Source organism: Phenylobacterium sp. (assembly GCF_044358365.1).
In the GTDB taxonomy this organism is placed as follows: domain Bacteria; phylum Pseudomonadota; class Alphaproteobacteria; order Caulobacterales; family Caulobacteraceae; genus Phenylobacterium.
In genome coordinates, this window is record NZ_JBIKNZ010000003.1 from 88,433 (window position 1) to 101,684 (window position 13,252).

The 13,252-nt window shown below is 66.9% G+C and carries 10 protein-coding genes; 6 read left to right on the plus strand and 4 right to left on the minus strand.

Annotated elements, in window-relative coordinates; all coding sequences use genetic code 11:
* Positions 1 to 51: 51 nt before the first annotated feature.
* Genes ACIQ3B_RS01875 through ACIQ3B_RS01885 form a run of 3 tightly spaced genes read right to left on the minus strand, consistent with a single transcriptional unit; the run spans position 52 to position 5,209 of the window.
* Positions 52 to 1,935, minus strand: coding sequence for a biotin carboxylase N-terminal domain-containing protein (locus tag ACIQ3B_RS01875; RefSeq protein ID WP_397399645.1), 1,884 nt, complete (start codon positions 1,933 to 1,935; stop codon positions 52 to 54).
* A gap of 18 nt (positions 1,936 to 1,953) precedes the next feature.
* Positions 1,954 to 3,546, minus strand: coding sequence for a carboxyl transferase domain-containing protein (locus ACIQ3B_RS01880; RefSeq protein ID WP_397399609.1), 1,593 nt, complete (start codon positions 3,544 to 3,546; stop codon positions 1,954 to 1,956).
* Positions 3,547 to 3,553: 7 nt separating this feature from the next.
* Entirely contained in the window at positions 3,554 to 5,209 is a 1,656-nt protein-coding gene (locus ACIQ3B_RS01885) for an AMP-binding protein (RefSeq protein WP_397399610.1), read from the minus strand.
* Positions 5,210 to 5,295: 86 nt separating this feature from the next.
* Here ACIQ3B_RS01885 and ACIQ3B_RS01890 point away from each other — a divergent pair, with 86 nt between their 5' ends.
* The 6 genes from ACIQ3B_RS01890 (at position 5,296) to glcF (ending at position 12,110) form a co-directional block, all read left to right on the plus strand.
* Positions 5,296 to 6,444, plus strand: coding sequence for an acyl-CoA dehydrogenase family protein (locus ACIQ3B_RS01890; protein WP_397399611.1), 1,149 nt, complete (start codon positions 5,296 to 5,298; stop codon positions 6,442 to 6,444).
* A complete protein-coding gene (locus tag ACIQ3B_RS01895; protein WP_397399613.1) occupies positions 6,444 to 7,226 on the plus strand; it encodes an enoyl-CoA hydratase/isomerase family protein in 783 nt (260 codons plus the stop codon). Before ACIQ3B_RS01890 ends, ACIQ3B_RS01895 begins: the two co-directional genes overlap by 1 nt.
* 64 nt (positions 7,227 to 7,290) lie before the next feature.
* On the plus strand, positions 7,291 to 8,136 hold the full coding sequence (locus tag ACIQ3B_RS01900) for a phytanoyl-CoA dioxygenase family protein (RefSeq protein ID WP_397399615.1): 846 nt from the start codon (positions 7,291 to 7,293) through the stop codon (positions 8,134 to 8,136).
* Positions 8,137 to 8,203: 67 nt separating this feature from the next.
* On the plus strand, positions 8,204 to 9,685 hold the full coding sequence (locus ACIQ3B_RS01905) for an FAD-linked oxidase C-terminal domain-containing protein (RefSeq protein WP_397399646.1): 1,482 nt from the start codon (positions 8,204 to 8,206) through the stop codon (positions 9,683 to 9,685).
* On the plus strand, positions 9,685 to 10,851 hold the full coding sequence (glcE, locus tag ACIQ3B_RS01910) for a glycolate oxidase subunit GlcE (RefSeq protein ID WP_397399617.1): 1,167 nt from the start codon (positions 9,685 to 9,687) through the stop codon (positions 10,849 to 10,851). Before ACIQ3B_RS01905 ends, glcE begins: the two co-directional genes overlap by 1 nt.
* Positions 10,848 to 12,110 (plus strand): glycolate oxidase subunit GlcF, encoded by a 1,263-nt coding sequence (gene glcF, locus ACIQ3B_RS01915; RefSeq protein ID WP_397399619.1) that lies wholly within the window; start codon positions 10,848 to 10,850, stop codon positions 12,108 to 12,110. Before glcE ends, glcF begins: the two co-directional genes overlap by 4 nt.
* On the opposite strand, the gene ACIQ3B_RS01920 is transcribed toward glcF, so the two are convergent.
* On the minus strand, positions 12,107 to 13,195 hold the full coding sequence (locus tag ACIQ3B_RS01920; RefSeq protein WP_397399620.1) for an NADH:flavin oxidoreductase: 1,089 nt from the start codon (positions 13,193 to 13,195) through the stop codon (positions 12,107 to 12,109). The two genes, glcF and ACIQ3B_RS01920, sit on opposite strands and share 4 nt — an antisense overlap.
* Positions 13,196 to 13,252: the final 57 nt, after the last annotated feature.

Sequence of the window (13,252 nt, forward strand, 5' to 3'; positions counted from 1 at the left end):
TAACGAGCCTGTTTATCCGGTTCAGATGATTCCATCTGAACCGGACAGGCTCTAGTCCGCTGTCAGCTTCACCAGCACCGCCCCCTCGGTGACCTGTCCGCCAAGTTCGGCGGCGACCTCGCTTACCTCACCGTCGAATGGCGCGGCCAGGGCGTGCTCCATCTTCATGGCTTCGAGGGTCAACAGAGGCTGACCTGATGTCACCCTGTCCCCCGCCTTGACCGACAACTGGGTGATCCTGCCCGGCATGGGCGCCCGGATCGAGCCGTCGCCAGCCGCGACGCCACCCTCCCTTATGGCCGGGTTATCGCGGAAGACGAAGGCCTCACCGGCCTCGAAGACCACCAACTCGTCGTCGCCTGGCGCATGGACAATGCGACTGGGTTCCAGCGGCATAGGGACATGGACGGCCGTTGCGCCCAGGAAGACGCGGGCCGTCTCCAGCGGCGGGGCGTTGAGGCGGAAGCCCAGCAGTTCCACCCAGGGCGTGGCCGGCTGGCCGGCGGCGGCGCGCTCGATCACCTCGCGGAAGGCCCAGCCAGCCGTCGCCAGGACCTCCGGGCTGGGCTCGGGCGTTGCGGCCAGGGTGTTCAGGTTTCGGGCGATCAGGCCGGTGTCAACGGCGCCGGCAATAAAGTCAGGGTTCTCCAGGCAGCGGACCAGGAAGCCGGCATTGGTCTTCACCGGCCAGATGTCCACCTCGGCGCAGGCTTCGGCCAGATCGGCGATGGCCTCCTCACGGGTTTCGCCATGCACGATCAGCTTGGCGATCATCGGATCGTAGAAGGGACTGATGACATCGCCCGCCTCGACCCCGGCATCGACCCGGATCCCCTGCGGCAGGCTGAAGGCGTCAAGCCGACCGATCGACGGCAAGAAGCCCGAGGCGGGGTTCTCGGCATAAAGGCGCGCCTCGACGGCGTGGCCGGTCATCAGGATCTGATCCTGCTTCAAGGGCAGCTTTTCGCCGGCCGCCACGCGGAACTGCCATTCCACGAGGTCGAGACCGGTGACCATCTCGGTGACGGGATGCTCCACCTGCAGGCGGGTGTTCATCTCCATGAACCAGATGCGGTCGGGGCGCAGGCCGGCGCTCGCGTCGGCGATGAACTCGATGGTGCCGGCGCCGACATAGTTCACCGCCTTGGCCGCCTTGACTGCGGCGGCGGTGACGGCCGCTCGGGTGGTGGCGTCCATGCCGGGCGCCGGCGCCTCCTCGATCACCTTCTGGTGGCGGCGCTGCAACGAACAGTCGCGTTCGAACAGGTGTACAACGTTTCCGTAGCTGTCGCCGAACACCTGCACCTCGATGTGGCGGGGGCGGCTCACATAGGTCTCAAGCAGCACGCGATCATCGCCGAAGCTGGCGGCGGCCTCGCGTTTGCAGGAGGCGAGCGCCTCGGCGAACGCGTCGGCGCTGTCTACCAGCCGCATGCCCTTGCCGCCGCCGCCGGCCACGGCCTTGATCAGCACCGGATAGCCGATGCGGGCGGCCTCGCGGGCCAGGATCTCCGGCGACTGGTCCTCGCCCAGATAGCCGGGCGTCACCGGGACACCGGCCCTGGCCATCAGGCTCTTGGCGGCGTCCTTCAGGCCCATGGCGCGGATCGCCGACGGCGGCGGCCCGATCCAGATCAGACCTGCCGCCGTCACGGCCTCGGCGAACGCGGCGTTCTCTGACAGGAAGCCATAGCCCGGGTGGATCGCCTCGGCGCCGGTCTGCTTCGCCGCGGCGATGATCTTTTCTGGGACCAGGTAGCTTTCCCGCGCGGCGGCGGGCCCGATCAGGATCGCCTGGTCGGCGTCGCGGACGTGGGCGGCGTGGGTGTCGGCCTCGGAGTGGACCGCGACCGTTTCGATCCCCATCCGGCGCGCGGTGCCGAAGATGCGGCGGGCGATCTCTCCACGGTTGGCGACCAGGACGGACTTGAACATCTTTGACCTGGCCATCCGCTACATCCTGAACACGCCGAAGCGTGTCTCCGGGATCGGGGCGTTGAGGGCCGCCGATATGGACAGGCCCAGAACGTCGCGGGTCTGGGCCGGGTCGATGATGCCGTCATCCCACAGTCGCGCGGTGGCGAAGTAGGGGTTGCCCTCATCCTCGTAGCGCTGGCGGACCGGGGCCTTGAAGGCTTCTTCATCGGCGGGCGTCCATTTGTCGGCGTCGCGGTGGACGGTGGCCAGGACCGAGGCAGCCTGCTCGCCGCCCATGACCGAGATCCGGCTGTTGGGCCAGCTCCACAGGAAGCGGGGGGAATAGGCCCGGCCGCACATGCCGTAGTTGCCGGCCCCGAACGAGCCGCCGATGAGGACGGTGAACTTGGGCACATTGGCGCTGGCGACCGCGGTGACCAGCTTGGCCCCGTCCTTGGCGATGCCGCCGGCCTCGTACTTCCCGCCGACCATGAAGCCCGAGATATTCTGCAGGAACACCAGCGGGATTTTCCGCTGGCAGGCCAGTTCGATGAAGTGGGCGCCCTTCAGCGCGCTCTCCGAGAACAATACGCCGTTGTTGGCCAGGATCGCCACCGGATAACCCCAGATGCGGGCGAAGCCACAGACCAGCGTCGCACCGTAGAGCGCCTTGAATTCATCAAACCGGGAGCCGTCGACGACGCGGGCGATCACTTCACGCACATCGTAGGGGGCGCGGACGTCCGTGGGGACCACGCCATAGAGTTCCTCGGGGTCGAAGGCCGGGGGCTCCGGCTCGGCCAGCGTGATGTCCTGCGGTTTGGTGGTGTTGAGATTGGCCACGATCCGCCGGACGATGGCCAGGGCGTCCTCGTCGTCTTCGGCCACATGGTCGACCACGCCGGAGCGACGGCCGTGGGTGTCGGCGCCGCCCAGTTCCTCGGCCGAGATGATCTCACCGGTGGCGGCCTTAACCAGGGGCGGGCCGCCCAGAAAGATCGTGCCCTGGCCGCGCACGATCACCGTCTCGTCGCTCATCGCCGGGACATAGGCGCCGCCGGCGGTGCAGGAGCCCATGACGCAGGCGATCTGTGCAATGCCCTCGGCGCTCATCCGGGCCTGGTTGAAGAAGATCCGCCCGAAATGCTCGCGGTCGGGAAATACCTCGGCCTGATGCGGCAGGTTGGCGCCGCCCGAGTCCACCAGATAGACGCAGGGCAGGCGGTTCTGCTGGGCGATCTCCTGGGCGCGGAGGTGCTTCTTCACAGTGATCGGGAAATAGGCCCCACCCTTCACTGTCGCGTCATTGGCGACAATCATCACCTCGCGGCCGGACACTCGGCCGATGCCGGTGATGACGCCGGCGGCCGGAGCCTCATCGTCATAGAGGCCGTTCGCCGCCAACGAACCGACTTCCAGGAACGGCGCACCGGGGTCGAGCAGGCGCATCACCCGGTCGCGGGGCAACAGCTTGCCGCGCGCCACGTGCCGGGTGCGCGAGGCTTCTGGCCCGCCCAGTGCGGCCTTGCCCGCCCGGGCGCGGAGATCGTCCGCCAGGGCTCGGTTCACCCGGGCGTTGGCCGCAAAGGCCGGGCCGTTCGGATCGACGGCGCTGTACAGCTTCCTCATGGTTGGCCTAGGCCGTCTTTTCCAGTTTCAGGTCAAGCTCGGCGATCATGGTCTCGCGCATCTCGACCTTGCGCACCTTGCCGGTGACGGTGGTGGGGAAACCCTCCACGAAGCGGATATAGCGGGGGATCTTGTAGTGGGCGATCTGGCCGCGGCAGAAATCGCGGACCTCCTCGTCAGTGACCGCTTCGCCGGGCTTCAGCACGATCCAGGCACAGAGCTCCTCGCCGAACCTGAGATCGGGTACGCCGATCACCTGCACGTCCTGTACGGCGGGATGGCCATAGAGATACTCCTCGATCTCGCGCGGATAGACGTTCTCGCCGCCTCGAATGACCATGTCCTTGATGCGGCCGACGATGTTGCAGTAGCCGTCGGCATCGAGGGTGGCGAGGTCGCCGGTATGCATCCAGCCGGACCGGTCGAGGGCCTCGTCCGTCCGCTCGGCATCATCCCAGTAGCCCAGCATCACGGAGTAGCCCCGGGTGCAGAGTTCGCCGGGCGCGCCGCGGGGCACGATCCGTCCGGCCTCGTCGACGATCTTGACCTCGATGTGGGGCTGGATGCGACCGACCGTGGAGACCCGGGCTTCCAGACTGTCGTCGCAGCTGGACTGGAAGCTGATCGGGCTGGTCTCGGTCATGCCATAGGCGATGGTCACTTCCGGCATGTGCATCCGGTCAATCACCTGACGCATCACCTCCACCGGACAGGGCGAGCCGGCCATGATCCCGGTGCGCAGACAGGTCAGATCGAAACTGTCGAAGGCCGGATGCGCCAGTACGGCGATGAACATGGTGGGCACCCCGTACAGGGCCTCGCAGCGCTCCTCTGACACAGCCTCCAGCACCGCCAGGGGTTCGAACCCCTCCGAGGGGAGCACCATTGTGGCGCCGCGGGTGATGCAGCCCAGATTGCCCATCACCATGCCGAAGCAGTGATAGAGCGGTACCGGAATGCAGAGTCGGGATCCGGCCTTCAGACGCAGCGCCTCGCCGACAAAGAAGCCGTTGTTCAGGATGTTGTGGTGGCTGAGCGTCGCGCCCTTGGGAAAGCCGGTGGTGCCGCTGGTGAACTGGATATTGATGGGGTCGTCGAACTGCAGGGTCGCGCCGATCTCGGTCAGCCGCGACCGGTCGGCCAGACGCGCGGTATTCGATACGTGCGGAAAGCTCTGGCAGCCGCGATGCGGATCGTCGCCGATTGTGATGACGACTTCGAGATGCGGCAGGCGGCCGGCGTCACGCAACTCATGCACCATCGACAGATACTCGCTGGTCTTGTGGCGGACGGCGATGACCAGGGCTTTGCAGCCAACCTTGTTCAGGGCGTACTCAGCCTCGGACAGACGATAGGCCGGGTTGATGTTCACAAGGATCAGGCCCGCCTTGGCGGTGGCGAACTGGGTGACGACCCATTCGGCGCAGTTCGGCGCCCAGATTCCGATCCGGTCACCCGGTTCCAGGCCCAGCGCAATCAGGCCGCCGGCGAAGGCGTCGACGCGGCGTTGTAGTTCAGCATAGGTCCAGCGGATCTTCTGATGGCGAGAGATTACCGCAAGCTGATCGGGATGGGCGGCGCACGTCTCGTCGAACACCACGCCGATGGTCTTTCCGATCAGCGGCTGCGAACTCGCGCCATGCACATAGCTGAGTTGACTCACCTTGGGTTCCCCGACGTTTCCTGTTTTGTGGAGATGATCACTTTTGGCAGTCGATCTCCAGTGCCGCGCATGACAGAGACACCACGATGACCGAAACCTTCCCTGAAATTCGCGAGGCGGTGCGCAAGCTGTGCGCCCGCTTCCCCGGCGCCTACTGGCGGGCGCTTGACCGCGATCGCGCCTATCCGACGGCCTTCGTGCAGGCCCTGACCGAGGCCGGCTTCCTGTCGGTGCTGATTCCGGAAGAGTACGGCGGCTCGGGCCTGGGTCTGGCGGCGGGGTCGGCGGTGCTGGAGGAAATCCACCGGTCGGGCTGCAACGGCGGTGCCTGTCACGCCCAGATGTACACAATGGGCACGCTGCTGCGGCACGGCACGTCAGCGCAGAAAGAGGCCTATATGCCCCGGATCGCCAGCGGCGAGCTGCGCCTGCAGGCCTTCGGGGTCACCGAGCCGGACGCCGGCACTGACACCACCCGCATCACCACATTTGCGAGGAAGGTCGGCGACAAGTACGTCGTGAACGGCCGCAAGCTGTGGATCAGCCGGGCCGAGCATTCCGACCTGATGGTGCTGCTCTGCCGCACGTCACCGCGCGACGAGGCGAAGACGTCGGCCGGGATGAGCGTGCTGCTGGTCGACATGCGCGCGGCGGTGGGGAACGGCCTGACCATCACGCCGGTCCGCACCATGCTGAACCACGCCACGACCGAGCTGCTCTTCGAGGACCTGGAGGTTCCCGCCGAGAACCTGATCGGCGAGGAGGGCAAGGGCTTCAAGTACATCCTCGACGGCATGAACGCCGAGCGGATCCTGATCGCGGCCGAGTGCATCGGCGATGCGAAGTTCTTCATCGACCGCGCCAGCCAGTATGCCAAGGACCGGGTGGTCTTCGGCCGTCCCATCGGCGAGAATCAGGGCGTCCAGTTCCCGTTGGCGCGGGCCTATGTGCAGATGACCTCAGCCAATCTGATGGTGGAAAAGGCGGCGGAACTGTTCGAGGCCGGTCAGCCCTGCGGCACCGAGGCCAACATGGCCAAACTGGTCGCCTCGGAGGCCAGCTGGTTCGCCGCCGACATGGCGATCCAGACCCACGGCGGCTTCGGCTTCGCCGAGGAATACGACATAGAGCGCAAGTTCCGGGAGACCCGCCTCTACCAGGTGGCTCCCATCTCCACGAACCTCATCCTCAGCCACGTGGCCACCCACGTGCTGGGCCAGCCGAAGAGCTTCTGATGGATTACGAGACGATCAAACTGGAAGACCTCGGCCCCGGCATCGTGGCGGTGGTGTTCAACCGGCCGGAGGTGGCCAACGCCCTGTCGTCGACCATGGGCCGCGAACTGCTGGACGCCTGGACCAAACTGGGTGCGCGCGTCGATCTGCGCTGCGTGATCCTGCGCGGCGAGGGCAAGAACTTCCAGGCCGGCGCGGACCTCAAGGAACGCAACGGCATGACCGATGAGGCCTGGGCGGCCCAGCACAAGATCTTCGAGGACATGGCCCGCGCACAGCTGGCCGTGCCGGTTCCCGTGATCGCGGCCGTGCAGGGTGCGGCCATGGGTGGCGGCTGCGAGATGACGCTCGCCTGCGACTTCGCCTACGCCGCCGAAGGCGCGCGGTTCGGTTTGCCTGAAGCCGGGCTCGGCATCATGCCGGGTCTGGGCGGCACCCAGCTCCTGACCCGCGCCGTGGGACCCCGCCGGGCCATCGAGATCATGACAACCGCCGCCCCGATCCCGGCGGACAAGGCGCTGGACTACGGGATCGTCAACGGCGTGGTTCCGGTCGACGCCCTGCTCGACACCGTGTTGGCCGTCGCCGCCCAGATCGCCAGCCGGGCGCCCCTGTCGGTGCGGGCGCTGAAGCGGGTGGTCCATGGCGGTCAGGACCTTGACCTGAAGGCTGCGATGGACCTGGAACTCAGCCTCTACAACCGCCTCTTCACCACCGCCGACCGCCGCGAAGGCGTAGCCAGCTTCAACGAGAAGCGGACGCCCGCGTTCAAGGCCGAGTAGGCGATCCTTCATAGTGGCGCGCCGCCCAGGCAGTGGATAGGCTGAGCCCACATGGAGCCACAGCATGATCCGACGCGGCCGCCCCTATCTGGAAGTTCGCACCGAACCGGCGCCGGAAGAGTCCGTCCAGCTGGAGCGGGACGGTTTCGCCATCATCCGTGGCCTGCTCTCACCGGCAGAGATGGCCGAGCTATGCACCGAGATCGGCGAGATCTATGACCGCGATCCGTCCGACCGGCGCGGTGACCGACCGCCGGAAGATGCGGCGATGTTCCGTTACGCGATGCTGAACCGAAGCGCCGCCGCCCAGCGCGTGTGCGCGCATCCGCGGCTGCTGTCAGTGATAGAGCCGCTGCTGGGCGAGGATTGCCACGTGATCGCCAATACAGCCTGGCGGAACCCGGCCGGCCATCCCGGTTCGCACGGAGGGCAGGCCTGGCACATTGACGCCGGTCCCCATGTGCCGTTGCCCGAGGGCGTGAGATGGCCAGCCGAAATTCCGCACCCTGTGTTCGCCATCGGGGTGCATCTCTATCTGCAGGACTGCGCACTGGAAGACGGCCCGACCGGCGTGCTGCCGGGCAGCCATCTCTCAGGCCGGGCGCCGCCTCATGCGCGCAACATGGATGATGACCTCGACTATGAGGGCCAACGCGTTGTGCCCTTGCTGACCCGGGCCGGTGACGCGGGCCTGTTCGTTTCCGACGTCTGGCACCGACGGATGCCGACGCGGGACGGCGACCAAGGGCGGTTCTTCCTGCAGGTCCACTATGGTCGTCGCGACATCGCCCAGCGGCTGGTTACGACAGATGAGGCGAATCAGCTCTCCACAGAGGCCATCGCGCGGGCAACCACGTCCCGTGAGCGCAAGGTGATCGGCCTGCACCCGGCGCTGTTCTACGACGGGTGAGGCCCGGCTGAACGCGCAAGGGCCGTAGCCTCGAAGCGCACATCCGCTTACCGTCCGCCGCATGAAGATGCCCGTGCCGGATGCCGACCTGATATCCCGAAAGGCCGAGATCGTGCGCGCCTTGCAGCAGATCGTGCCTGGCGAGGGCGTGGTGAGCGCTGCGAGCGAACTTGTCCCTTTCGAAAGCGACGGACTGTCGGCCTATCGGCAGGCGCCTATCGCCGTGGTCCTCCCAGAAACCACAGCGCAGGTCGCCGAGGTACTGCGCTGGTGTCAGGCCAATGGCGTCAAGGTCGTGCCGCGCGGGGCCGGGACCTCACTATCCGGCGGCGCGCTGCCGTTGGCGGACAGCGTCGTCGTGGGTCTGTCAAAGTTCAATCGGGTGCTGGAGGTGGACTATCCCAATCGCTGCGCTGTGGTGCAGCCGGGCGTGACCAATCTGGCGATCACCGGGGCCGTCGAGGCCGAGGGGTTCTACTATGCCCCCGATCCCTCCAGTCAAATCGCCTGCACCATCGGCGGTAACGTGGCCGAGAACTCCGGCGGGGTGCACTGCCTGAAGTACGGCCTGACCACCAACAACCTGCTGGGCTGTGAACTGGTGCTGATGAGCGGCGAGATCGTGCGCCTGGGCGGCAAGGCGATGGACGCGGACGGCTATGATCTGCTGGGACTGGTGACCGGATCTGAGGGTCTTCTGGGAATTGTCACCGAGGTGACAGTGCGGATCCTGCCAAAGCCCGAGACCGCCAAGGCCATGTTGCTGGGGTTCGCCTCGGTGGAAGATGCGGGCGGGCTGGTGGGCGACATCATCGCCGCGGGCGTCATTCCGGCGGGCCTGGAAATGATGGATAACCCCGCGATCCGGGCGGCGGAGGCCTTTGTGGGCGTCGGCTATCCGGTGGACTGCGCGGCCCTGCTTATCGTCGAACTGGATGGACCGCAGGCCGAGTGCGACGAACTGACCGGCCACATCCGGGCTCTGGCGGCGGTGCGGAATGTCACTTTCGAGCGCGTGTCAAAGTCCGAAGCCGAGCGTCAGGCCTTCTGGGCGGGCCGCAAGGCCGCCTTCCCGGCTGTGGGACGGATCGCACCGGACTATTTCTGCATGGACGGCACGATACCCAGGGGCAAGCTGCCGCAGGTGCTGGCCAGGATCACCGAGCTGAGCGGGCAGTACGGGCTGGGTGTGGCCAATGTCTTTCACGCTGGCGACGGCAACCTGCATCCGCTGATCCTCTACGATGTCGACATCCCGGGTGATCTGGAAAAGGCCGAGGCGTTCGGCGCCGACATCCTGAAACTCTGCGTATCGGTGGGCGGCGTCCTGACCGGGGAGCATGGCGTGGGTGTCGAGAAACGCGACCTCATGAGCGAGATGTTCGACGAGACCGATCTGGCCTGCCAGCAAAGGGTCAAGTGCGCCTTTGATCCTGGCCTCCTGCTCAATCCCGGCAAGGTGTTTCCGGTGCTGCATCGCTGCGCCGAGCTGGGACGCGTCCATGTTCACCGCGGGAAGCTGGCCTTCCCGGATCTGTCGCGGTTCTGATGTCCAACGCCCCCACCCTGGAACCCGCGACGCCCGAAGAGGTGCTCGACGCTGTCGCGGAGGCCGGCGCGAAGGGGCGTCGCATCGAGGTCGTCGGCGGCGGCACGAAGCGGAGCATCGGCGGTGTCGACCGGACGGATCTGGTCCTGTCGACGACGCGTCTTGACCGCATCATCGACTATGCCCCGGACGAGCTGGTGCTGACCGCGCAGCCCGGCGTGCGGCTGGCGGATCTGGAGGCGCGGGTGGCCAGTCAGGGTCAGATGCTGGCCTTTGAGCCGCCGCACTGGACCGGGCTGCTGGGCGCAACGGGGCAGCCGACCCTCGGTGGGGTCCTCGCGGCCAACGTCTCGGGACCCCGGCGGATTCGTTCGGGCGCCGCGCGGGATCACTTCCTGGGGTTCGAAGCCGTCTCCGGTCGGGGGGAGATGTTCAAGGCCGGCGGCAAGGTCGTGAAGAATGTCACCGGCTATGATCTGATGAAGCTGATGGCGGGGTCCTGGGGCACGCTGGCGGTATTGACCGAAGTCACCATCAAGGTGCTCCCCGCGCCACGAGCCGAAACCACCCTGATGCTGTTTGGTCTGAACGACACCAGGGCCTTTGAAGCCATAGGTGCGGCGATGAACGGCCCCTTTGAAGTGTCCGGCGCGGCCCATCTTCCGCCCTTCGCGGCCAAGGCAAGCCTCCTGAAGGCCGAGAGCGCGGTGACGGCGCTGCGGCTCGAGGGGTTCGAGGCGTCGGTCACGGCGCGGGCCGAGGCGCTGGCGGCGGCGCTCAGGCCCTTCGGTCGGATCGAGACGCTGGACGCCGGCCACAGTCGCCCGTTCTGGAAGCAGGTGCGCGAGGTTGAGGCCCTGGCCGACGATCCACGGCCGCTCTGGCGACTGTCCCTGCCCCCGGCGTCGGGATGGCGCGGGCCAGAGCAGCTTGCGGGCGATGCGTTCTATGACTGGGCTGGCGGACAGGTCTGGCTACGGACTGAGGCGCTGCCTGACCGCATCCGCGCCGTTGTCGCGAACCTGGGCGGCCATGGCCTTTGCCTGCAGGGCGGCGAGGCGTTCACGGCGAGAAGCGGGGCGCTGGGGGCGCTACAGGCGCGGGTCAAAGCCGCCTTTGATCCCTTAAGCGTTCTCAATCCCGGCCGCATGGAGGGGCGCGGATGAGAACCTCGTTCACACCGGAACAGCTGGCCGATCCCGAAACCGCAGCCTCGGCCGCGGCGATCCGAAAGTGCGTCCACTGCGGGTTCTGCACGGCGACCTGCCCCACCTATGTGCTGCTGGGCGATGAGCGCGACAGTCCCCGCGGGCGGATCGAGCTGATCAAGGCGATGCTGGAGGATGGCGGGCCGCCGCCGGCCAGCACCGTCACCCATGTGGACCGATGCCTGTCATGCCTGGCCTGTACGACCACCTGCCCTTCCGGCGTCGACTACGCGCAGCTGATCGATCACGCCCGGACCCATATCGAGACACATCACGTGCGGCCCTTGCCCGAGCGGATACTGCGCGCCGTCCTGGCGGGCGTGATGACGCGGCCTGGAAGGTTGCGGATTGCGCTTGGCCTTGGGCGGATCGCTCGGCCGCTTGAGCCCCTCTTGAGGCGTCTGGGACTGAAACCCTTGGCAGCCATGCTCGGTTTGGTCCCGAAATCACGGGCCGGCGTCACTGCGCCAGGGCACGGCGCCGCGCCGACAGGAGCGGCCCAGCCGGTGAGAGGCCGGGTGATCCTGCTTCAGGGATGCGTTGAGCCGGTGATGGCGCCGGAGATCCGCGAAGCGGCGATCCGATTGCTCAACCGGGCAGGTATTGACGTCGTGCTGGCCGAGGGTGAAGGCTGCTGCGGCGCGCTCTCCGAACACCTTGGCCGCGCGGCCGAAGCGAAGGCGATGGCGAACGCCAATCTCGCCGCCTGGGCGCGCGCCGGGACGATCGACGCCATCATCACCACGGCGGCTGGCTGCGGGACAATGCTGAAGTCCTACCAGCAGCTGGTCGGCGAGGCTGTACCGGCCAAAGACATCCTGGAGTTCATCGGCGAGGTGGGGCTCCCGCCTGTCCTAGCGCCATCGGGACTGGTTGTGGCCTATCATGCTGCCTGCTCGCTTCAACATGGCCAGCAGATCAAGACCGGCCCTCCGGCGCTGCTGGGAGCGGCCGGGTTCGAGGTGCGGACGGTTCCGGAGGGTCACATCTGCTGCGGTTCAGCCGGCGTCTACAACATCCTGCAGCCCGACCTCGCCACCCAACTCCGCGACCGCAAGGCGGCCAACATCAACCGCACGGGCGCCGTCGTTGTGGCCGCCGGCAACATCGGCTGTATCGCGCAACTTGCGCCAGTGCTGGATGCGCCAGTGGTCCACCCCGTGGAGCTCCTGGACTGGGCGACCGGTGGGCCGAAGCCGGCACGTCTCGGCCTTTAAGCCTCGGCCGCTACCGGCTCCTGCACAAAGCCCTTCCAGGTGGACATGTAGTCCACGAACGCCGGGCCGAGGCCTTCCTTGACCAGATGCTCGCGGGTGACCGGCAGGGCGATCGGCTCGAAGGCGGGATCGTGGGAGAGCTTCGGGAAGTCGTGGTGCAGGATGGCCGCGCGGCCGATCAGGACGAAATCGGCGCCCCCCGCCAGCATCTCGCGCGCCACCGCCGGGCTGGTCACCTTGCCGGCGACGCCCAGCCGCACCTGTCCACGATCCAGCGCCGTGAAGTACGACATCAGCGACCTACCCTGGAATTCCTCTTCCATGGGCTCCTTGGCGACATCCCAAAGCGACATGTCCAGATAATCGATGCGGCCATCGGTGAGGATGGTCTGGGTGATCTGAAGGATCTCGGCCAGCTTCAGGCCGAAGCGTTCCGGCGACAGGCGCAGGCCCAGCTGGAAGTCGGGCCCGCAGCGGCTGCGCACGCCGTCAATGATCTCGTGGATGATGCGGGCGCGATTCTCGACCGAGCCGCCGTAGCGGTCGGTGCGGTGGTTGAGTTCGGCCGACAGGAACTGGGCGATGATGTAGCCGTGGGCGCCGTGGATCTCCACGCCCTCGAAGCCCGCCTGTTCCGAACGGACAGCGGCGGCGACGAAGTCCTCGATCAGTTGCTCAACCTCACCCAGCGACAGGCCGCGCGCGCCGGTTTCGGGATCGTCCGACGGGCAGACCGGCTGGCCGACGAGCTCCTTGGGCGATCGGTTGCCCGCATGGTGCATCTGCAGCGACGAGACGCTGCCGTTAGCCTTGATGGCGGCGGCGAGGCGGCTCAGGCCCTCCAGATGCTGATCACCGAACACGCCCAGTTGGCCCGGGAAGCCCTGACCAACGGCCTGCACGTGCGCCGCGCAGGTCATGGTCAGGCCGAAGCCGCCTTCGGCGCGCATGGTCAACCACTTGAACTCATCGTCGGACAGCCGCCCGTCGGGATGGCTCTGCCAGTTGGTCAGCGGCGCCAGCATGAACCGGTTCTTCATGGCTGGGCCATGCGGGAAGGTCATGGGATCGAAGAGGTCGGCCATGGCGGGACTCCGAAAGGGGAAAGCGTCCGTGACCTAACGGGCTTCCGCTAGGTTTGG